The following is a 21,848-nucleotide window of genomic DNA, read 5'->3' as shown; positions in this document are numbered from 1 at the left end:
CTGGAAGACCCATTCGGAATCACCTATGAGCAAGCACCTCAATCGAGCCGTTCAGGCTCTTCGCACTGATTTGGTGGAGCAGTTCGGTGTGGTCGAGCAAATGATCGAGATGTCTGTTCGGGCGCTCGTGGAACGGCGTCCCGACATGGCGGTCCGAGTGATCGAAACGGACGTCAAGGTGGACGCCAACGACGTCCGGATTGAAGAGGAGTGCTTGAAGTTGCTGGCGCTTTACCAGCCCGTTGCGATTGATCTTCGCTGGATGGTTTCGGCGATCAAACTGAATGCCGATTTGGAACGGATGGCTGACTTGGCATGCAACATCGCCGAACGCAGCAGGTCCTTGGATTTGTTTCCTTTGTTTAGCGTTCCTGACGATATCAATCAGATGGTGAACATCACGTTGGAGATGGTTCGCTCGGCACTGGATTCGTTCATTGAGCAGGATGCAGAATTGGCTCACCAGGTGATCGCCCGGGACGACGAAGTGGATCGCCTGAACGTGGAGTTGATCGAAGAGTTGCAGGCGATGATGAAGACGGACACGGACTGGGTGGAGCCAGCGGTTCACTGCTTCAGCGCCACTCGCCATCTGGAGCGAATCGCGGACATGGCGACCAATGTCGCCGAAGAGACCATCTACATGGTTAGCGGTGACATCGTCCGGCACCAACACCACATCGGAGAAGGCAAAGCCCACTGAGTGGGAGTGGGGCGATTGCAGGTGCGAGTTTCGGCACCGTTGCGAAACCAACTTCGGTCGTTCCGTTCGCAGCGGATGACCGCGAAGCATCGCGTGAAGAGCAACGCCTCCGACACAAAAAAGGCTACGGGCAATCAACCGTTCGTCGCCTCGTTCATTGCGTCATTTCTTTCTCGCGTGAGGCCTGCCTGCGTCGGTCTCCGGTGATGCACTGAGCGGTTTGCTCTCTCCGCGAAATCCAGTCTCGTTCTCACGCGGTTCCTTGGTGAGATGGGTGGCAGTGATTTGATCGAGGTGGATCCAGTTTTCACTTTGGATCGCCGGGTGGCGGTACATGCCAATCTTAAGGTAGTGCTGGTAGGCATTGTTCATGTTGGGGCCCGTCATCACTCGGTCGCTGTCTGTGACTTCTCGCAAGGAGATCTTGGCGCGACCCTGTTCGGTCAGCGACCAGTGGATGTCCGCGTGGACGGTGTACCAGTTGCCACGCTGGATCGGGATCGGAGCGGGATGGGCCTGTTCGTGACCGCCGTGCGTGATTCCATAGCTGATCCCAAGCAGCAGGTTCTGATTCACTTCTGCGATCGAAAGTGAGATTGGGGGACTGTAGGAAGGGTGCGTGTCCCATGTTTCGTTCTTGGTGGAGTCAGGTTGGTCATGCCATTGTCCGATGACCCACCAGCGGTTCTGCGGGGCATCCGAGACGAAGTCTTCTGGCAGTTGAAACCGCCAGGAATAGCGGACGACTTCTTCAGGCTGGAAGGGATAGTCCAGGCTGATCTCCGCTCGGATTCCACCGTGGGATTTGGACTGGCCTGGAAAGATTCTTAGCCCCAGAGAAGTGCCCTCAGGCGTTTCAAGCTTGGCAATGCAGTCACGGCTAGGGATGTCCAGGTGTGACTGCTCGAGCAGTTCAGCGGGGAGGGCTGCACGGAGGTACAACAATTCTTCGTCGCGGTCGCCTTGTTTTTGGCATCCGGCCGCGATCAAGAGCAGCAGCAACGCGAAGGGAATTCGGGTCATGGTCTGCCCGGCTCTCTTGGGATGAAGAATCAAGTTCAAGCGGCATTCACGTGCTGCGGCATCAAGCGAGTCGGTAGCACAGCCTCGATCAGGATAGCATTCATTGGTTGGCTCCGAACGGTTGGTTGTATCTCGGGTGTGGCCGGCTGGTTGGTGAGGCTGGTGTCAGGCCGATTCTGCGGTCGCGGTGCGAGCACGAAAAAACCTCCGAACTGCGAGGCAGTTGGGAGGCTTTGAATCGTATCGTCAGCAGGACCAATGGCTCGTTTGGTCGATCAGGTTGTTGGGAGTCCAACGAGTTTCTTTTCTTTGGCCATTTGACGGATGTCCTCGGTGATCTTCATGGAGCAGTACTTTGGTCCGCACATGCTGCAGAAGTGAGCGCTCTTGAAGGTGTCTTGAGGAAGCGTTTCGTCGTGGTATCGCTGGGCCGTTTCCGGGTCGAGCGACAAGCGGAATTGCTCTTTCCAGTCGAAATCAAAGCGGGCTTTGGAAAGCGCGTCGTCGCGATCTTGGGCGCCTTTGCGTTTGCGGGCGACATCGGCGGTGTGGGCGGCGATCTTGTAAGCGATCACGCCTTGTTTGACGTCTTCTTCGTTGGGCAGGCCCAGGTGTTCCTTCGGTGTGACGTAGCAGAGCATGGCAGCACCGTGCATGCCGGCGTTGGCCGCACCGATGCAGCTGGTGATGTGGTCGTAGCCAGGGGCGATGTCAGTGACCAGGGGACCGAGCACGTAAAACGGGGCGCCGTGGCAGACTTCGATTTGCCGCTCGATGTTCATTTGGATTTGGTCCAAAGGAATGTGCCCGGGGCCTTCGACCATGACCTGCGTGCCTTTTTCCCAGCCGCGTTTGGTGCATTCGCCGAGGACGTCCAGTTCGGCGAACTGAGCGTCGTCGGATGCGTCTGCGATCGAACCAGGACGCAGTCCATCACCGAGCGACCAGGTCACGTCGTACTCACGCATGATGTCGCAAAGGTCGTCAAAGGCTTCTAGCAATGGGTTTTGCTTGTTGTGGGCCATCATCCACTTGGCGATCAGGGATCCACCGCGGCTGACGATTCCGGTCACGCGGTTGACGGTCAGGTGCAGGTGTTCCAGTTTGACACCGCAGTGAATCGTCATGTAGTCAACGCCCTGCTTGGCTTGGTGCTCGACCATGTCCAAGAAGTGCTGGGCGTTCATGTCTTCGATGTTGCCGCCGAGCTCTTCCAACATTTGGTAGATCGGCACGGTCCCGATTGGCACGGGGCTCTTGTCGATGATTTGACGACGGATGTTGTCGATGTCTTTGCCGGTCGACAGGTCCATCACCGTGTCGGCACCGAAGTGGACGGCAGTGTGGAGCTTTTCCAGTTCCTCACCAACGTTGCTCGTCACGGCGCTGTTGCCGATGTTGGCGTTGATCTTGCACTTGGCGGCGATCCCAATGGCCATGGGTTCCAAGGCACCAGCGGCGTGAACTTTGTTGGCTGGGATCACCATGCGTCCCACGGCGACTTCATCGCGAATCAGCTCGACTGGCAAGTTTTCGCGTTTGGCGACGGATTCCATTTCGGAAGTGATTTCGCCCGCGCGGGCAGACAGCAGCTGGGTCATGCGATTAGAACTCAGGAATTCGGAGTGCGAATGGGTTGGTCAAAGTTATACGTCAGCACTGGTGCATCGAGTAGGCCGTAAAAAGGCGACTCCGGCAGGTTGGGCCAGCGGTGGGTGCGTCGGATCAACCGACGATGCCGCATTCGATTTCGCGGCCAATTTGATCCCAGGACATGTCAGCAGCCTCCTCGGGAACGCCGCCGGACAGTTGCAGCAGCCACGTCAGTGCGTGCACGCGTTCCGCCACAACGCCAGGGTCCAATCCGCCGGGGATCTCTCGTCCCGCCGCACCCTCCACCGCCAATTTCCACCACAAGCAAACATGCAAGTCAGCGGCTTGAAGCAGTTCCTCGATGGGCCGCAAGATCGCGTGCCCGATCAGGTCTTCGTGCGGCAGTGAGAGGATCAATCGCAGCACGCTGGCGAGGTCGCAGCGTTCATCGGCCCAGTCCAGGTCTGGTTGCATCTGCAACGCCCACTGCAGCGTGTGCAGTGATTCGTAACGCCAGGCGGCCGTGTCGACCATCTCAGCGGGAGGTGAAACCAGGTCGAAGAAATCTTTTTCAGCAGGCGTCAGCGCATCCGCCGCCAGCGGGGATCGCTCCCGGACTCGGTCGAGATCGAGCGTCTGGCCATTGGCCATTGCTTCGGCGCGAGCCGCGACGGCGAACAGTCCGAGCATTCGCTTGGCGGCGATCGCGGGTGCAAACGTTTCGGTCTCGCTGCTGCTGGGCAGCGGGGCGGTGCCATCCACTGGATCCAGGTTTCGATTGCGGAGAACCGTGGCAGACTCAATGCGTCGCTGCCGCGATTCCGGAAGGAAGGGGATCTGAGCCTTCGCGTCGAAGGAACCTGGGCCGTGCAGTTGTCGCCCCGCGGGGTCGCTGAGCAACGCTGGCTTGCCATCCGAAGCGGAGGTCCACCACAGAGCGTTCGCGCTCCATGCCCAGTCTTGCCATTCGGGTGAAAGGATCTCAGCCAACGAATGGTCTGGCGATTCGAATCGGTAGATGTGCCGGGCACGTTGAAGGTGCCGCTGCAGAGGCGCGGCCAACGGGTGGGGAGATTGATTCGGTGAATCAATCTGTTCCCAGCATTCTTCCAGCAGGTCTTCGGCTGCGTCGGGGGCCAGTTCAGTGACCCCGAGATTCGACTCTTTTTCGATGGGGTTCGCGGGAACGCGAACCGTCGAAATGGCAAAGTGAACCGAAGAAGAGGGTGGCTCGGACAGGTTGCCCATCGGGCTCAGCCGAGGCCCCACTTTTCTTGGAACCAAGCCACGCGGTCAGCCCGGCGAGGGCTGTAGTTCGCAGTTGGTTTGAACTTCTCGCGTTTCAGGAAACTGATCATCGCAGCGGCCGGCACATAAGCGTGCTGGGTGATTGCGTCGGTCGTTTCGCTGTCAGCTTTCCAGTTGTAGAGGATCGCTTTGTCGCGTTCGAACCATTCATCCAGGTAAGAAGCGTCGGTTGAGCTGCAGACAACGTGTTCGTAGTCTTTTTTGCACAAGAATCCGAGCATTCGTCCCGCCATGTCGCGGGTCCGCGCGGTGTCGCCGTCACAAGTGGCTGAGGCAACGTTCCAAACCGACGCAAAGCCATGCTCGTCGGTATCGTCTTTGTTGTAGCGCAGAACGATTTCGACGGGAATTTCTTCTGGGGGCGTGTCTTCGGTTTGCTCGGTAGCCATAAAGCGTCAGGGCGCAGCTTGTGAGGGGTGAAAGGGAAGTCCGATATTGAACACGAAAACGCCTAGAAAGAGAAGTCCCCGCGGCGGGCTTGCGCCAATTTCCGCTTGGTCAACGACCGCAAAGATGGAATACTCTGCATTGCCACGGCGATTCGGCCGTGAGCGAAAATCCCACGGATGGTGGCGAAAGAGATACGGTGGCAAAACGTAAAGGACGCAAAAAACGCGAGACCAGCGGAAATGACTTGCTCGCCGGGGCGTTGGTGAGCGACGCTCCCGCCGCAAATGATCCCAAGATCCGTCCGAAAAAGAAGCGGGCCGCAACACCGCCTCAGTCTTTGTCCACCCGGCTCGTCGATGGTTTCGGCAGCGACCCTTTGGATCCCTATGGCGATCGACCGTGTGACATGGTCGGTGCGGAGGACTCCGCGACGCTACAAACCAAGGTCAAGCGTCAGTGTCCCCCCGTTCCTGGGGTCTACGGCATGTTTGACCGGCACGGTGAGTTGATCTATGTCGGCAAGAGTCGATCGCTTCGGCATCGTTTGATGAGCTATTTTGGAGAAGCAGCGTCCAAGGAAAAGGGCGGCCGCATCATCGAGAATTCGCGCGCGATTCAGTGGGAAACCCAGCCGAGTGACTTCGCCGCCCAACTTCGAGAACTCGATTTGATTCGTCGTTGGGCACCTCGATTCAATGTTCAAGGCGTGCCGCAGAGGCAGCGGGCTGTTTACCTGTGCTTGGGGCGGAAGCCAGCGGAGACGTTCTTCCTCGCCAGCACCCCGCCCACTTCGGATTGTGTTGCCGTCGAAGGGCCGTTTTTCGGACTGGCGCGCATGCGAGATGTGATCGACGCGCTCAACAAAACGTTTCAACTTCGCGACTGCAGTCAACAAACGGTCTTTCAGTTTCAAGACCAGCTTTCCTTGTTTGACCGGCAGCCACGCCCTGGTTGTTTGCGTCTGGAAATCGGCACGTGCCTGGGGCCCTGCGCGGCCGCTTGCACTCGCAAAGATTACTTGAAACGCGTCGTGGCAGCGGAGAGCTTTCTGGACGGGTTCAACGACGAGCCCTTGATCGCCATCCAAGAGTTGATGGAGTCTGCGTCGGCCAATCAGCAATACGAGTTGGCTTCGCGAGCGCGTGACACGATGAAGTCACTGGCATACGCAACTCGCAAACTGTCTTACTTGTCGCACGCTCGTCGCGATTATTCGTTTGTTTACGCGGCGACGGGGTACGACGCTTGTTCGATTTGGTACTTGATTCGATCCGGTGAAATCATCGACGTGGTCGCGGCGCCCAAAGACCGCGACCAATACCAGCAACTACGCCCGACGATGCAGAAGTGGGCGTCGATGTTGAAGCGACGGCATGAACGGATCCGGGCTGATCACCCGCACAGCGTCGCGGTGGTTTCCAAGTGGTTTCGCAAGCACCGCGGCGAACTGAAGCAAACGTTCCAGCCGGAAGCCGCCGGCAGACGCTATCACCATCTTGCGCATCATCGTGCGGAGGCACTTTGAGATGGGGTGCGGCGTTCCTTGATTTGCTCCGGTGGGTAGCAACGCGTGAACAACAAGTGACGATGTTAGCGGTGTGGCGCAAGCCGCCCGGTGAGGAACCGGAGGGCTCGCGCCCTTCCGCTACGTCACTTGTTGTTCACATTGTCCTAAGCAGGTCCGGTTGTCTGATTGGCAGCCCAGTTTCTCACTTGTTCAAACGGAAGCAGGTGTCTACGATCCGCCTTGCCTCGCTTTCCTACACCTCCAGACTTGCCCCATGGACGGACATGATGACGCGAACAGGATGTTCCCTTTCTTTGCTTGGTCTTTCTCTTGCACTCCTTCTTTTCGGGATGGAGTCGCGTTCGGAAGCAGCGTTGGTGATTCACTCGCATCAAATTCAGCAGCAAGCCTCCATCACGACGGTGCACGCTCGTGACGGTCGCGATGAGACGTATGGCCAGCAGTTCAGTGGAAGCAATACGAATGGGCCGGCGTTCATGAATACGACCATCACCGAGACGGACTACGGCCTAGATCCTGTCACCGAGCACAGTCGAGCGACGGTCAAGCAGGAATACACTTCTTATTCCTTCGATGAGAACAGTCATCTGCGATTTGACTTTACCGGTTCGACGAGCGGTGAAGTGGCAATTGCTGGCACACTGGATGACGAGGCCACTATCTTCGATACAACTCAAGTGTCCTTTTACATCAATGAAACGGCTTATCTTACGCTCTCCGCGAGCGTGACAGCGGAGGGCGCTCTCGAGCCAGTCAGTGGGCACGGAGACGATCTTTCCGATGGAACTCGCATCCGCAATTCCACCATCCAACTTGATGGACATCTCGACGCGACAAGCACTGGCGGCACGAGTACACCACCAACGGACATCGAGATTTTCAAGATCTTCGACGGCGATGCTCTCTTCAGCATTGCCGCACTGGAACTCGCTCCTGGATCGTACAACTTGGTCACGAAGTCCCGCTACAGTGTGGTGGGAGACCCCGGGGAAACGGTCCAAGCGTCAACGGGGTATAGCCTGAACTTTTCCTTGTCCAGCACTTCTGTCATCGCCGTTCCCGAACCGGGAAGTGCGTTGGCCCTGTTCGCCTTGCTGGGAGGACTTGCACCGCTTCGTTTCTTGGGTGGTCGTGGAGCCGTGGGACGCCTCTTGAAATTCGGGAGCGTCTGAGTGGTATCGAGTGATGCCAACACGCGGAGGCTTGGTGTTGGCTGGTTCGATCCCTCACTCACCTTCAAATAGATCTTGTAGGTCCAGGGTCGCGGTGGGTTGGATCGATGGAGAGGCTGAATCGCCAAAATGAAAGATTTTGCGATGGTTGTATGCCTTGCCGGTTGGCTCACGCATCACGTGCAGTCGCTGGTGTGGTGCATCGACGACCCAGTATTCGGAGAGTCCTGCCTCGGCGTATAGGTCTGCTTTTTCGCCCAAGTCATACTGCAAGCTGGAATCGGCCACCTCAATCGCGAGAACAACATCGCTCACTCCAGGATGTCGGTCGCGGTAACGCTTGCGATGGATCCAGAACACGTCCGGTTCGGGACGACTGCCCACTTCAGGCATGTTCACGCCAGATTGACCGGTGATAAAGAAGCGTTTTAGATCAGCGTTTTCCGCTGACCAGGTCATCACATAGGCAATCAAATCCCCGTGAACCGGTCCTGCTGGATTCATCTGGCGCAACTCCCCACGAATCAATTCGATGTGTCGGTCCATGCCGACGAATGCTCCCGCAGCAATCATCCGGTCGTATTCTTCGAGTGACAATTGCAGTGCCGTACTCATCTTGCTTGTTCTCCTTTGACACATCCGACAAAACCCTGCCTGCTATTGTAACGTCGAGGATGAAGCCAAGGCGGGAGTGATGCCGGACGGACGTATGCGAGCTTTCCAAGGAGGGGTAACGCGCCTCACTTCTCATGCCCGGCCCTCACCCTCGCGTACGCCTGAACGGCGTCGCTCGACCTCTCCCCAAACTGCGTTTCGGGAGAGGTACACCATTTGGAAATCCGCCGAAATGCAGTGTCAAAAAACTGCATGGTCTCTGCCATGGGCAGGGTTTTGCAGAACATTGCCGGATTGGCACTTTGGCGGGCGGATTCGAGTTCGCCGCTAATCCGCTAAGCTATTGGAAACGAACACACGCTTCTCTTTGAAGATCTTTGATGCTGCCGCACTCCGAATATGTCGAACAGGCGTACTTGTTTGATTTGCTACGACAACGCATCGCCGAGCAAACTCCGATGCAGGAGTTGCTTGAGCAATTGCGGCACGAACTGTTGGCGACAACTCGGTTGCCGATGGCGATCGAGTTCATGCTGACCGAACTGCGGCACACGGGTTTGATGGGCCCGGCGATGGAGCGACTGTCGCACTATTTCTCGCCCTTTCAAACCTATCTGATCAACGAATCCGAAGAGGAGGCCGGGCGCTTCACCATTCACTTGGCTCTGCAGATTTTGCAGGCGGATGCGAAGTTGCGGTCTCAGTTCAGTGAGCAGTTGGAAGCGGTGGAGTCGGACGCGTTGCCGGCTGCACGGGCCAATCCGCACCATCGCGGGCCGGCCACTCCGGAAGCGATGTTGCAGCACAATCGTTGCGGCTTCTTTTTCTTTCAGTTCGAAACGCTTTCGCGAAACCGGTTGGGCTATGACGCAGGCTTGTTGGCGATGAGCCAGGATCCGGTTTACGACTCGTCATGGTCGCAGTGGTTGCTGAATCTGCGAGCCCAGGTGGGCCTGGTTGACTTGGCGGATTTGCTGTTTCTGGGCAGCGAAGAGTATCGGCGCCGGTTGATCGAAGCTGATCAAGACGCCAGTCAGAAGGGGCCGTTTCTGTTTGGCGAGAAAGAAGGCCGCATCGCTTTGGCGAACCGTCGCAAAGATCCGGTGTACTTGTTTGGTGCGATGCAGCGGCACCTGGGTTACCCACCGGTGCCTCGCCCCGTTCGCGTGACCGAAGATCGTGACACGATCCCGCTGTTGCTCCGGCGTATCGAACGAATGGAGTCACGTTTGAAGTTGATGGAACAGGAGCAGAAGCAAGAACTGGATATCAGCAAGTTTTATGAGAAGCCCAGCTGAAACGGACGACGGGGCGTTCAATCGGTGCCAACGCTGGACTGCTGAAAATTCGGTAAGGATAGCATCGTTCAAACCACCGGCTCCTGTCTGCCATCCCTTCGGGGTAAAACTTGCGCAACCGAAGTCCTCTGGAGCTCCAGGCGGTTCGCAGTCCAGGCCAACGCCCAGACGGCTCAATTGGTTCTTCCCCATCATTCCTGTTTACCTGCTAGAGCGAGACCCAATTGCTTTCGTCGGCGTCGCTGCGACGCAGTGCGTCAAGCACTTGTTGGGTCTTGATCGCGATGTCCGACGAGCGAGTCTCGACGCGGCCGTGCAGGACTTCGTCCGCGAAGTGCCGGAACATGCGTGTTTCTTGGGAGTCCGCTTCGCCGCTGGCGTGTTCGGTGACGCCCTGTTGGCGAGTGTGTTTGCCGAAGTTCCAGCGGCAGTTGTCGATGAACAGTTCGTGCTGGTGCGTTTCCCAGCTGGATTCGGAGCCGTTGAATGGCAGCACGAAATCGTTCAGTGTCACATAGCCGCGGTTGCCGGAGAGGGTGGCGGTTTGCTGGTTGACGGAAAAGAACGAGCAGAAGAAGCCCGCGGTCAGTCCGTCATCAAATCGCATCTCGCCTTGAAATTCACCGGGCACGCGGCCTTCATCCAAGCGGACGGTCGATTGGCCGCTGACGGCGACTGGCAGTCGGTCCCCGGCGGCCCAAAGTGTGAATCGGATGCAGTACCAACCCAGGTCGCCGAGTGCACCGTGTGGTTCGAGTTCTGCATTGGCGCGAATGTTGGCTTCTTCGAACGAGTCATCACCGCAAAATGAGAAGTGCGTTTGGATTCGTTTCAGGTCGCCAAACGCGACCGGGTCGGTCAGCGTGTGTTTGAGTTCAGGCAGTCGGCTGGAGTGATCGAACATCACGCCGTCCATCAGGTTCACACCAGCTTCGCGGCAGGCATCGGCCATTTCGTTGGCGTCGTCGCTGTGAACGGCGAATGGTTTTTCAGCGATCACATGTTTGCCTGCTGCGGCCGCGGCGAGCACCCATTTTTTGCGATGCGTCGTTGGCACAGCGATGTAAACCGCGTCAATGTCGTCGCGGTCCAGCATCGCTTGGTAATCGCCCATGGCCTCGGGGCGAGTCAGTTCCGCGGAGCCATCGGCTGCAGTGGTCACGGGGGGGCATTCCAGCGAGCAATCGTGGATGAAGGATTCGGCCCGCTGCACATCCCGGCTGGCGACGGCGGCAACGACGCCGTTCCCACTCATCCGAATGGCTTTCCAGTTTTTACGAGCGATGTTTGCGGCGCCTAAGATTCCCCAGCGGCAGGTTGTCTTGGTCATGATGAGTTGCGTGTCTTAAGAAGGCGGCGAGAGGTCTGGGAGAGCTGAAAAAATTGGAGGTCAACGTCGCGAAAGTCGTCAAGACCTTCTTGCGTCATGGAGCGGGTCGAAACACGTGCCGGTGACGGTGATCGAAAACACAAGGTGCGTTAGGCGATCAGCCGTTTTCCGACAGATCGGTTGGCAGGGTGTCGTTGATATCCAGTTCGTTGATCGTTTCAGATTGTTTGGAGGTTTTGGGTGGTTCTTCACCGGGTTCGGCAAGGGCGGGGGCGCTTCGCGGTTTGCCTCCGGCGGCATCTTCGGTTCGTTCAATGATGACCAGGCACATGTCGTCGAATTGCACTGCGCTTCCCATGTGCTCGAACGCTTGGCGAACGATGTCACCCTTGACCGTTTTGGCCAAGGGCTCGTCGTCTTCGCCCGAGGGGACCGCATTGAGAACAATTTGGCGAAGTGGATCGGTTCCCCACTCTTCTTCTTTTGCGTTGAGTGCTTCACTGAAACCATCGGTGTACATCAACGCCAGGTCACCCGCGTGCATGGGGACCGTGGTCACGGCGTAGTCCATGCCTTCGTCGATCGCGATCGGCAGGCCGGAGTCTTCGTCGCCCGGTTCGCTGATTTTGCCAGTCACCGCATCGCGTACGATGGGAGGCATGTGGCCTGCGTTGACGATCTTGAGTTCATTGGACTGCGGGTCGATCACAACCAACAGGTAAGTCACGAAGCGTTGGACTTCCAAGGCGCTCATGCGGTCGTTGAGACGTTCCACCGCGCGAGCGAGATCGGGTTCGCTGGCCAGGCAAAATCGAGTCTCCGCCGACAGTTTGGCCATGTACATCGCGGCGGCCACCCCGTGGCCGACGACATCCGCCACCACGACAGCGAGCCGTCCGTCCGGCAGGTCGACGTAGTCAAAGTAGTCGCCGCCGATGTGGTTGGCGGCTTGGTAAAAACTCTCGAGGTAATAGGTTGGAACCTTCGGTTCTTTTGCAGGAAGGAAGGCTCGCTGGACTTCTTTGGCAAGCTTGAGATCTTGTTCGACTTCCTGTTGTCGCAATGCGCGTTCGTGCATGCGAGCGTTGTTGATCACCACACTGGCTTGGGCAGCGATGCCGGTCAGCAAGTCGATGTCCTCGTCTCGGAATTGGCCGCGACCCTGGGTGGAGTCAATTTGCAAAGCGCCGATGGCATTGCCGTCTTCGTCGTGCAGGGGCGCGCACATCATCGAACGAATCGAAAAGTCGGCGATCGATTCGCTGCTGTCAAACCGACTGTCGTCCATCGCATCGAGCGACAGAATGGTGTGACCGGTTTCCATCGTTTGGCGAATGATGGTTCGACTGATCCGAATCGTTTCGGTGTCGTCCGTTTTGTTTCGCAATTGGACCCAACGAGGAACCAATGCCCCGTCGGGGGTTTCCATGACCACAAAACCGCGGTCGGCCGATGGAAAGATTTGAAACAAACTCGAGAGGACTTTGGGCAGCACGTCATCGACGGAAATGGCACCGGTCAGATTGCTGTTGATGGCGATCAAGGCGGCCAGTTTGGCTTCCGCCGTCGCCGACATCTTCAGGCCATCGTCACCCGAACGAAACTCGACCTTGGGACCAGTGATCTGTTTCGCGTGAGTCTCATCGACCATCAAGATCCCAAAATTGGATCCATCGAAGGTCATTTCGCCACTGCCGCTTCCGCTGGCAAAGCCCGGTGCTTCGTCGCCGTGGAAGACCAGCATGACTTCGCTGATTCGGATTCGGTCGCCTTCGGAGAGCACGTGAGGCCGCGCCAGCAGTTGCCCGTTGACGAAGGTTCCGTTGCGACTGCCGGCGTCTTCGACAGCGAACTCGTTGCCCGTCTTGACGATTTTCGCATGGAAACGGCTGACGGCTCCGGCGTCGACCACAATGTCGCAATCGGGGTGACGTCCCACCTGCATTTCGTCTCGGTCTAACTGAAACGTGCCCGAAGGGTTGCCGTCGATGGAAGCGGTGAGATGGGCCATGAAGTCACGGGGGGAAGGCGGGCACGGCTCGCGAGAAATCGCAATTTCACAAAAGCAGCTTTGGGCGGATCAATGATGCAAGGGATCGTCGTCCGTCGCGACGGGTTAGTGTAGCCGCTTCGTCCGAAACTCAAAACGAGGCGTCAGCGTGGAAGCATTTCGGTGTCGAAATGGTCTGCCGACGACGAATACGCGCTGTTGGTCGCCGCTTCCGTGGTTTCTGGCCTGCACGCGTTCATCGTTTTAATTCGATGTCGTGCGAACGCCCCGATTCGATCGTGATCGCTTGCTGATGAACCGATTGGACACGGTAGCCACCATTCCCGAGCGGCACCGGTTTGGCCTGTAGGAGAACGGAATAGGTGCCGGAGGGAAGATCTGAGAAAACAATTGGTGGCCCATCAACCAGCTTTTTTGATTCACTCTCGAAAGCCAGATCGACCGCGTTCTGGCCGTTGATGTAATCCTTCGCTTGCAACGTGACTGAGTCTGCGGTCGGCCAATCGTTCAGGTCGAGGTCGATCGTCAGGCTGGCGGGGGCTTCGGCTTGGACGACCAAGTCGGTGAGTTCCAGGTCGGAGAAATCCCGCAGGTTCGAATACCGCTGCGGCATCAAGTTCGTCCCAAAGTAAAACAGCTCCAGCCACGGAGTCTCCTTTCGGACGCCGGTGAATTCGAATCGGCCGTCGGCGTCACTGGTGGCTTTAAAAAATTGCAAGCATTGGTCTCGGTTTTCGATGTCGTCGCGTCGTAGCAACCCCCAGTGATAGAAACGCCAGCCCTGCATCCGCCCATTGCCCATCGGTTGTGGGACGGCGCCACCGACCAACAATCGTACCGACGCGCCGGCGATCGGATTCCCTTCGGAGTCGAGCAGTTGGCCAGCGACGGCGTGATAATCTTCCGCCCGCAGGCGTTTCAGAGGCACGTCCAGCGTCTCGGCCCCTTCCGCCGATTGGACTTCGGCCCTATCCACGATCTTGGTTTCGTAGCCGTCCGCAGAAACGATCAGTTTGTACGGCGTGCCCGGCGTCTGACCGTTCAGGCGAAACTCCTTTTTGGTGCCCTGAATGTTTTCACCCTGACGTGTCAGACTCGACGAGATTCCGCCTGGACGAGGGTCGCCAGCTCGCCTGTCTTCGCAGAACCCGAGTTTGACATTGAAGCTGGTAATGGGAGCATTCGTGCTCGCGTCCACCGCGCGAGCGATCAGGACGCCAGCGGCTTGCAGTGGAAGTTCAAGCTCTTCGTCGATGACTTGCACGAGAAGTTTTCGAACGGGGGCATACTTCGATGGCGTTGAAAGGGTCAGCGTGGTTTGAGATTCCAGTCCGCGAATTTCGAACTTGCCCTCGGCGTCGGTTTCGACTCGGCCTCCCAGACCGTGGAAGGGGTTCTCGCCGCCATCGTAATAGACGGTCAGTTTGGGCGCTGGGGCACCGCTGGGAAGAATCACTTTGCCGCGAAGCGTCTTGCCAGGTTGAAGGCTGACCGTGAGTTGTGCCGGTGATTCGATGGTTCCCGGTTCGACGTCGTGCTGCACAGCGATGTAGCCATCTGCCTTGACCGTCACCTGGCACCCCGCGTAGCCAGTGTACAAATTTTGCAGCAGGCAGACCCCTTCATCATTGGTCTCGCCGGAAAGAACATCGGCGGTGCTGCTGCCTCGATTGGTCAGCTTTGCCTCCGGCAACGGTTCGCCATTCTCGTCGAGCACGGTGACTCGGACGTCCCCGCCATAGGGACGTTTCAGCATCACAAAGTCGGCTGGAGTCGATCCTTCCGCCGACGTCACCACGCATTCATGGTTGGCGCGGAGGTAACCGTCTTTGCTTGCGAAAAGTCGGAACGTTTTGTCGAGGGGCAAACCGTCGAACGAAAACTCGCCGGCTGCATTCGTGACAGTCGATCCGTAGCCGGGTTCCATCCCGCGTGATGTTGCGGTGATCGAAACCTTGGCATCGGCAATGGGTTGGTCGTTCCCGTCTCGCAAGATGCCGACCAGCTTGCCACCGCGGTCCAAGTCAAACCGAAGCGGGAGGATGGTTCCGAGTTCTTGCTTGGATGTCTTGAGGAACTTGGTGGCGTAGCCATCAGCTTTGGCGATGAAGTACCAATCTGACATCGCCAAGTTTCGTGGCTTCGCGATGCCATCGTCGTCGGTGGCGTATTCGCGAACGATGTCGGTCCAGCCAAACGAGATCCGTGCGTTGGGGATCGGTTGCTCCGTCTCGGCATCGTGCACGACCACGTCGTAACCACAGCCGGGATGCAGATTCAATTCGATGTCGCTGGGTTCGCTCGGCGGTTCTGCTTCGACGTGGATGATGGCGCCTCGCAGTTTCTCAGCCAGCGTCGTGAATTGATCCGTCTCTGCCCACAAGCGATGTCTGCCGACGGGGACGTTGTCGAACTGAAATGTTCCATCCGATTGGGTTTCCGTTCTCAACGGATGCGTGGGCAAACGAAATGAGCGCCCGTTGCTTTCCAACAGGAAGACGGTTGCTCCGCTGGATGGACTGCCGTCGGGCATCACGATGGTGCCGGTGACGGTGGGGCCACTGACATGCGGGGGCGCCTTCGCCGTTGTGTCCTGGGCTTGGATGGGCGGCCAGCAGATGCTCGCGAAGCAAGCGAGGAGGAACCAAGCACTTTTCGTGCAAGGCATTGTCTTTTCGTGGCGCATGGCTGACCTCGATGATTCCAATGGACGAACGCGAACGATCGTCCATGGTTTTATCGATCCCAGAGAGGGGACGCAAATTTGAGTCGCAAGAAAGTTGCGATGCGCCAGGTGTTCTGTTCACACAACCCATTCGCCGAGAAGGGAGATTGGTTGATGAGGGCAGGTGCCAACGAAAAAACGCCCTTCATGCGAGCGGGTTCGCATGAAGGGCGTCGAGGCGGGGTGGCACAGAGGCCCTTCAAAGTCGGTCTTAGACCAACTCCTTCTTTGCTCCGACGAGGGTTCGCAAACGTTCTGCCAACAAGTGGGCGTCGAACGGTTTTTTGAACGTCTCGTTGATGCTACTGCGATCGAAGCTCATTGGTTGACCATCATCTGGCAACAACGCAATCAACACGATATCGGTGAAATCGATGTTCTTTCGCAGGTTTTGACAAATCTGAACCGCTTCGATCTTGCCGATCGAGAAGTCCACGATGATGCAGTCTGGGTTGAAGCTTTCGGCTTGAATTCCCGCTTCAAATCCGCTGGCTGCAACAGCGACTTTGAACGATTTCTCGGGTGGCAATTCACGCTTCAGGTTCTCAATGAGAACTTGGTCCTGGGCGACGATCAGGCACTTTGCCATCGCTTCGTCTTCCAGGTCGCCCAAGGGCATACCATGCTCTTTCAAGAATTTAATCAAATACTCCCGCGGGATCCGGCGATCTTGCGATCCAGGAATGCGGTAGCCTTTCAAACGCCCCGAATCGAACCATTTACTAACAGTTCGTGGGGCAACTTTACAGATCTTAGCGACCTGTCCAGTTGTGAAGACCTTCATACTAGGTGCTCCAAAACGCCTCGTTGATTCTTCCCTTGGAACAATGGTGCGTCGGTAACCATTGCCCCTGTGGCCCTTCTTTCGCTCTCCGTTCTCATCCACACGCTCTCAACGAAAATCTCGTTGGGAACCAATCTGTTCACGGTGGGTCGTGCTTCGATTGATGATGGTTGAGGTTGTCAAACGCTGGGTCTGGGCCTGCCGGCTCGCGTCCTGCTGAACGCTTTCCGATTCGGGATTCTCGCGATGAAAATGTAATGAGTCTGGTCAAACGACCGCATGGGCATGCAATCGGCGGGAAGAACCATAGAAAGCCCGCAAGTGACACTCGGCCCAGCGTTCCGCAACATCGCACTCGTTTCATTCCCCCCAGCGTCATCCTGACGTTGGGTTCATGCAATACGATTTGTTGGTGCGGAACGATCGGCTGAGATCGCCCGTTGGCAGTGCTAGGAATCACCATTGCAATTGTGGACCGTCATCATGACGAACCCTTCCTGCGGCGGTGAGACACCGAAGCACCTTTTCCCAGAATTCCCCCCTGGGTGTCCGGGAGCGTTTCAGCCGAAGCCAAACTGCTCCCTTCCGAGACATAGTGTCGAGTAAATCCGGGTCAACTCTTTAATGTGATTCATCGCGAACAATCACTATCAGCGAATCGACTGCTGGAATCACGTGTTTTGCTTGTCAACATCAATCAACATTGCCAAAAAAACTTTCCCAAATCTTTTTGATTGGATGCCGGGGGTAACGGTTTGGTTCCCCACGCCCACCCGGCTTGGGTGATGCCGCCAGCCTTGTGTGACGGAATCATCGCTGGAATCGCCAGGATCGCTTCTCAGAGCCTGGCAGGCTCACCTGAGAGGGTTTGATTGAGGCCAGTGGATCTGAATGTGCATGCCGCTTTGGTTGTGCTCATGTGGGCGGCAGCTAAAGTTGCCTGGGCCCGAGCCTGGCGTGGTCAACGCGTGTCTTGACCGAGCCCGTTCTACAATTGTCTTCGCCGTTTTGATTCCGCCATGAAACCCGAACCACGCTCGACTCATTTTAATGCTGCCGGGGAAGTCCACATGGTCGACGTGACCAGCAAGGAGACCACGGTCCGCGAAGCGGTCGCGTCGGCGCTGATTCGGCTGTCAGCCGATGCCGCCGAATCAATTCGTCGTGGCGATGCCAAGAAGGGCGATGTCCTGGCAGTGGCGAGGTTGGCGGGAATCGCAGGGGCCAAGTGGACGTCCCACTTGATCCCGTTGTGTCACGCGATTCCGATCGAAGCGGTGTCCATCGACTTTGATTGGGTGACCGATTCCGAGCCGGGCGAGGTTGCTGGGGCTGCTCGCCAATCCCTGCGGTGCATCGCAACGGCTCGGACGACAGGCAAGACCGGAATTGAGATGGAAGCGATGACCGCGGCCACCACCGCGGCCCTGACCGTGTACGACATGCTGAAATCGGTGGATCGATCGATGGAGATTGATCAGGTGCGGTTGGAGTCGAAGTCCGGCGGCAAGAGCGGTGTGTTCCAGCGAACGCCTGATTCGGGAGAAGCAACCGCAGGGGATTCAGCCAATTGAAAAATCGCGAGGGAATTCGAGGTTGTCCTCCGAGCCGGTGTTCGGTTTAAGTCATACGGGGGTATTCATAAACGCCCTGTCGCCGGATGATTGGCGGTTTTCAATTCCCCTTTTTGTTTCTCTGGTCGCGTCATGGATCGGTCTGTGGTCCCTCCATCTTCAAAGTCCGCTGTTTCCAAGCGAGCGGACCGGTCCGATTCGTCCGCTCATGCGTCGGAAGGTGACATCGGTTCATCGTTGGACGCCGGCGATTCCAGTCCTCTGCGGTCGATTTACGCTCCGATTGTGGAGTCATTGGCGGCGGTGGATGCTCGCCTGCACCGTGAACTGCAATCCCGATATGAGGCATTGGTGCCAGTCTTGCGTCACGGGACCCAGCTCGGTGGAAAGCGTTTGCGACCCGCGTTGTTGCTGTTGTCGGGAGCCGCCACGCATGCCGACCGGACCGCCAAAAACCCACTGACAACCGAGGAATCTGCCACCACCGAAGATCATGTGGTGATGGCAACGGTGGTCGAAATGGTCCACACCGCGACACTGATTCACGATGACGTGCTGGACAAGGCCACGACTCGCCGTCACGTTCCAACCATCAATGCTCGGTGGAATGACGACACCAGTATTTTGCTGGGGGACTACCTGTTCGCGCAAAGTTTTTACCTCGCCGCAACGCTTCCATCGACGTTGGCGTGCCGTTTGGTTGGGCAGGCCGCTCAGAAGGTTTGTGAAGGCGAACTGCGTCAGGTGCTCGGCCGTGATTGGTTGGACATCGACGAGGAAACCTATCTCGACATCATTCGTGGCAAGACGGCAGAACTGACTCGCGTGTCCTGTCAGATCGGTGCGGATCTCAGTGGTGGCGATGAGCATCAAGTCGAAGCGTTCGCGCGGTTTGGCAATGATCTGGGGATCGCCTTTCAAATCGCAGATGACTTCCTTGATCTTTGGGGCGACGACGACGATGTCGGCAAAACATTGGGAACGGATCTTCAACAAGGCAAAATCACATTGCCGCTGATCCGGTTGCTTCGCAACGATGACCCAGCCGTCGCGGCGGCCGCATTGGATGCGTTGCGATTGCCGCCGGAGGATCGGTTGGGCGGCGTGATGCCACTGCTGCGGAAGAGCGATGCGGCGGATTACACGCGAAAGGTGGCGGAATCGTATCGCCTCAGTGCCATCGAAGCGATCAGTGGATTCGCACCTTCGTCGGCGCTTGAGTCGCTGAAGACGATTGCTGACTTCGCCGTTGATCGGAAGTTTTAGATCGGGCGTGATGCCGGACCGCGAGAGGTGCATGTCACCTCAGTCCTCAACGACGTTTCAACGCATGGAGGATGGGCACTTTTGCCCGTCAGCGTCGCGCAAGACCACCCATCACAACCCGACGCGTGAGCGAGGGACGCCCCCAACTCCCACGACGGCCCCATCCGGGGCGAAACCCAGACGCCAGCCACCATCTATATTTCGAACGTCCCGTTGGGGCGTGGTGCAGAACCGAAACCAACGCCGCGTTGCCTAGGGTGCGCCGTGTGAAAACGCGTTAAAAAACGGCACTGCCTGCTTAGCCGTCGAAACGGCTCAGGCACAGGGTCACGTTTTGGCCGCCGAAACCGAAGCTGTTGTTCAGCGCGTGTGTGATCTTGGCGGGGCGTGCTTCGTTGGGCACGTAGTCCAGATCGCAATCGGGGTCCGGTGTGTCTTGGTTGATCGTTGGTGGCAACACCGAATCGCGAATCGCCATCAGGCACACGATCATTTCGGTGACACCAGCGGCCGCAATCAAGTGACCCATCATGCTCTTGGTGCTGCTGACGGGGGTTTGATCCGCGTTGTCGCCGAACACTTCCCGGCACGCTTTGGTCTCGACGCGGTCGTTGACTTTGGTGCTGGTTCCGTGAGCGTTGACGTAACCGATGTCGGATGGATTCAGTCCCGCGTCGGCAATTGCCATTCGCATGGACGCGATCCCACCGTGGCCATCGGGTGGAATGTCAGTGATGCGGTAGGCGTCGGCGGTGGTGCCGTAGCCCGCAACTTCACCGTAGATTGTCGCGCCACGTTTCTTGGCAGATTCGAGTTCTTCGAGCACAACCATGGCGGAGCCTTCACCCAGTACAAAGCCGTTGCGGCCTGCGTCGAAGGGGCGGCTGGCTTTGGTGGGATCGTCGTTGCTCTCGCTCAGTGCGGTCAGCAAGTTGAATCCGGTCACGCCGAAGGGGTGAATCATGCTGTGAGTTCCGCCGGCCAGCATGGCATCGGCTTCGCCGCGGCGGATGATTTCGGTGGCTTCGCCGACCGCTTGGCTGCTGGCCGCACAGGCGGTCAAGCAGTTGAAGTTCGGGCCTTGGGCGTTGAAGCGAGCGGCCAGGTGAGCCGCCGGCATGTTGGGTTCTTGCTCCAGTTCTTTGGCTGGATCGAGCAAGCTCAAGCCGGCCGCGATGAACTTGGTTGGGTCGTAGGATCCGTCGGCCAGAGCCGCGACCATCATTTTACTGAACGTGTTGAAGTCCTGGTTGCCTTCACCACTGCCCAGGTAGACGCCCATCCGCGTGGGATCTTTCATCGCTGATAGAACACCGCTGTCGTTCATCGCTTGCGTGGCAGCGGCGATGGCAAACTGGGTATGACGACCGCGTTGGACGTGTTTCTTGCCGTCTTCCACGGCTTGGGTGATGTCCCAGTTCTTGATTTCCGCACTGATTTTCGTGGGGAAACCGCTGGCGTTGAACAGCGTCGTGGGCGCAACGCCGCTGCCGCCTGCTTGCAGACCAGACCAAACGGTGGCGACATCCCAACCCATGGGGTTGATCATGCCGATCCCGGTGACGACGACTCGGCGACGCAACGACATGGATGTTTACAGATTTTCGTGAAAGGGAATCGGTTCTCCGTCAGCCGTGACGGCGACGTGAAAGAAGTTCATCATTCGCATCATGGCCCGCAAATCGCCTGGATTGAAAAGCGGTCCATCGATCAGGTGGCCTTCTTCGAGGAAGGCAAACATCAGGTCGACTTCGGCTTGCAGCACACCATCGCAGTGGCTGGTGCCGGCGACGGTAGCGCCGCTGTCTTGGGTGCGTTCCAGTTTGACATGGTACTGAAGTGAGTCGCCAGGCCGCGCTGGTGCATAGTACTTCGCGCTGCCCACTTTGGCCAAAACGACCCGTTTGGTGAAGCCAAATTTCTCGTGCACCAGGATCCCGCCCAATTGAGCGAGACCCTCGATGATCAAGGTTGGCGGAAGCATCGTGTAGCCGAGGCAGTAATTGTCAACGACCTCTTCGTCCAGCGCGACGTTCTTCACGCCGGACGCATGAGATCCGCTCACAAATTCGGTGAAGCGATCCACCCAAAACCATCGCATGGCAGGCTGCCTTCGGTTGTTACGCGGATGCTTACTGGTTGACTTTACTGTTGACGTAATTGCACAAGTCGCCAACGGTCAGCAGGTTGCCGAAGTCTTGGACCCGTGGGTTTTCTTGGAACTTCGACAGGTCGGCCCAAGGCATCCGTTTCTTCAGTTCGGCCATTCCGTCGGCGGTGACAACACCGTCCTGGACGTATTGGCTGTTTGTCAGAATGTCTTCTGGTGACAGTTCTTCGCGAGGGATTTGGATGTCGAAAGCTTTTTCGAGCTTGAACACGATGTCCAGGAAGTCGATGGATTCGGCGCCGAGATCGCCCACCAAAGTGGCATCGCGAGTGGCTTCGTCGTCGTCGACACCCAAGGCGTCAACGAGAGCTTCTTGGACTTTGGTGAAAATTTCGTCTTCTGAGAGCGCCATCGTGCG

Annotated in this window: 18 protein-coding genes; 6 read left to right on the top strand and 12 right to left on the bottom strand. The window is 57.5% G+C overall.

Annotated features, from left to right (window positions below; genetic code table 11):
• The first annotated feature begins 25 nt into the window (after window positions 1-25).
• Window positions 26-703 carry a phosphate signaling complex protein PhoU gene (gene phoU / locus RISK_RS14185; protein WP_047814959.1) on the top strand — a complete coding sequence of 226 codons (678 nt, stop codon included), beginning with the start codon at window positions 26-28 and terminating at the stop codon, window positions 701-703.
• 162 nt (window positions 704-865) lie between these two features.
• Here the strand turns inward: phoU and RISK_RS14180 are convergent, their stop codons facing one another.
• From RISK_RS14180 to RISK_RS14165, 4 genes are all read right to left on the bottom strand, one after another.
• Window positions 866-1,726 carry a polysaccharide lyase gene (locus tag RISK_RS14180; protein WP_063838441.1) on the bottom strand — a complete coding sequence of 287 codons (861 nt, stop codon included), beginning with the start codon at window positions 1,724-1,726 and terminating at the stop codon, window positions 866-868.
• Window positions 1,727-2,001: 275 nt separating this feature from the next.
• Window positions 2,002-3,327 carry a phosphomethylpyrimidine synthase ThiC gene (gene thiC, locus RISK_RS14175; protein ID WP_047814958.1) on the bottom strand — a complete coding sequence of 442 codons (1,326 nt, stop codon included), beginning with the start codon at window positions 3,325-3,327 and terminating at the stop codon, window positions 2,002-2,004.
• Window positions 3,328-3,451: 124 nt separating this feature from the next.
• On the bottom strand, window positions 3,452-4,567 hold the full coding sequence (locus RISK_RS14170) for a DUF4272 domain-containing protein (RefSeq protein ID WP_047814957.1): 1,116 nt from the start codon (window positions 4,565-4,567) through the stop codon (window positions 3,452-3,454).
• 5 nt (window positions 4,568-4,572) lie between these two features.
• Window positions 4,573-5,016 (bottom strand): hypothetical protein, encoded by a 444-nt coding sequence (locus tag RISK_RS14165; protein ID WP_047814956.1) that lies wholly within the window; start codon window positions 5,014-5,016, stop codon window positions 4,573-4,575.
• 296 nt (window positions 5,017-5,312) lie between these two features.
• On the opposite strand from RISK_RS14165, the gene RISK_RS14160 reads away from it, so the two are divergent.
• Both RISK_RS14160 and RISK_RS32625 read left to right on the top strand, forming a co-directional pair.
• Window positions 5,313-6,542, top strand: coding sequence for a UvrB/UvrC motif-containing protein (locus tag RISK_RS14160; RefSeq protein WP_390173936.1), 1,230 nt, complete (start codon window positions 5,313-5,315; stop codon window positions 6,540-6,542).
• 359 nt (window positions 6,543-6,901) lie between these two features.
• On the top strand, window positions 6,902-7,717 hold the full coding sequence (locus RISK_RS32625; RefSeq protein WP_173442669.1) for a hypothetical protein: 816 nt from the start codon (window positions 6,902-6,904) through the stop codon (window positions 7,715-7,717).
• Window positions 7,718-7,771: 54 nt separating this feature from the next.
• Here RISK_RS32625 and RISK_RS14150 read toward each other — a convergent pair whose 3' ends face one another.
• Entirely contained in the window at window positions 7,772-8,332 is a 561-nt protein-coding gene (locus RISK_RS14150) for a Uma2 family endonuclease (RefSeq protein WP_047814954.1), read from the bottom strand.
• A gap of 380 nt (window positions 8,333-8,712) precedes the next feature.
• Between RISK_RS14150 and RISK_RS14145 the strand changes: the two genes are divergently transcribed.
• A complete protein-coding gene (locus RISK_RS14145) occupies window positions 8,713-9,630 on the top strand; it encodes a hypothetical protein (protein WP_047814953.1) in 918 nt (305 codons plus the stop codon).
• A gap of 208 nt (window positions 9,631-9,838) precedes the next feature.
• On the opposite strand, the gene RISK_RS14140 is transcribed toward RISK_RS14145, so the two are convergent.
• The 4 genes from RISK_RS14140 to RISK_RS14120 all read right to left on the bottom strand — a co-directional run bounded on the left by RISK_RS14140 (window position 9,839) and on the right by RISK_RS14120 (window position 16,480).
• Window positions 9,839-10,960, bottom strand: a complete 1,122-nt coding sequence (locus tag RISK_RS14140) for a Gfo/Idh/MocA family protein (protein WP_047814952.1) — start codon at window positions 10,958-10,960, stop codon at window positions 9,839-9,841.
• 157 nt (window positions 10,961-11,117) lie between these two features.
• Complete coding sequence (locus RISK_RS14135) at window positions 11,118-12,971, bottom strand: SpoIIE family protein phosphatase (RefSeq protein ID WP_047814951.1); 1,854 nt, start codon at window positions 12,969-12,971, stop codon at window positions 11,118-11,120.
• Between the two features lie 235 nt (window positions 12,972-13,206).
• Complete coding sequence (locus RISK_RS14130; protein ID WP_160311450.1) at window positions 13,207-15,639, bottom strand: MSCRAMM family protein; 2,433 nt, start codon at window positions 15,637-15,639, stop codon at window positions 13,207-13,209.
• 268 nt (window positions 15,640-15,907) lie between these two features.
• Window positions 15,908-16,480 (bottom strand): helix-turn-helix domain-containing protein, encoded by a 573-nt coding sequence (locus tag RISK_RS14120; RefSeq protein WP_007329551.1) that lies wholly within the window; start codon window positions 16,478-16,480, stop codon window positions 15,908-15,910.
• 1,019 nt (window positions 16,481-17,499) lie between these two features.
• Here RISK_RS14120 and moaC point away from each other — a divergent pair.
• Both moaC and RISK_RS14110 read left to right on the top strand, forming a co-directional pair.
• Complete coding sequence (gene moaC, locus RISK_RS14115) at window positions 17,500-18,054, top strand: cyclic pyranopterin monophosphate synthase MoaC (RefSeq protein WP_047814948.1); 555 nt, start codon at window positions 17,500-17,502, stop codon at window positions 18,052-18,054.
• A 285-nt stretch (window positions 18,055-18,339) separates the two neighbouring features.
• Window positions 18,340-19,320, top strand: coding sequence for a polyprenyl synthetase family protein (locus RISK_RS14110; RefSeq protein ID WP_047815063.1), 981 nt, complete (start codon window positions 18,340-18,342; stop codon window positions 19,318-19,320).
• Between the two features lie 298 nt (window positions 19,321-19,618).
• Here the strand turns inward: RISK_RS14110 and RISK_RS14105 are convergent, their stop codons facing one another.
• The 3 genes from RISK_RS14105 to RISK_RS14095 are packed head-to-tail and all read right to left on the bottom strand — an operon-like array spanning window position 19,619 to window position 21,842.
• Entirely contained in the window at window positions 19,619-20,908 is a 1,290-nt protein-coding gene (locus RISK_RS14105) for a beta-ketoacyl-[acyl-carrier-protein] synthase family protein (RefSeq protein ID WP_047814947.1), read from the bottom strand.
• Between the two features lie 6 nt (window positions 20,909-20,914).
• A complete protein-coding gene (locus RISK_RS14100; protein ID WP_047814946.1) occupies window positions 20,915-21,421 on the bottom strand; it encodes a 3-hydroxyacyl-ACP dehydratase FabZ family protein in 507 nt (168 codons plus the stop codon).
• Between the two features lie 31 nt (window positions 21,422-21,452).
• The gene (locus RISK_RS14095; RefSeq protein ID WP_047814945.1) at window positions 21,453-21,842 is read right to left on the bottom strand and encodes an acyl carrier protein; all 390 of its coding nucleotides are present in this window, start codon (window positions 21,840-21,842) and stop codon (window positions 21,453-21,455) included.
• Window positions 21,843-21,848 lie beyond the last annotated feature (6 nt).

This window comes from Rhodopirellula islandica (assembly GCF_001027925.1).
Taxonomy (GTDB): Bacteria; Planctomycetota; Planctomycetia; order Pirellulales; family Pirellulaceae; genus Rhodopirellula; species Rhodopirellula islandica.
Note: the sequence above shows the minus strand (reverse complement) of the source record. Positions and strands in the feature narration are given on the sequence as shown.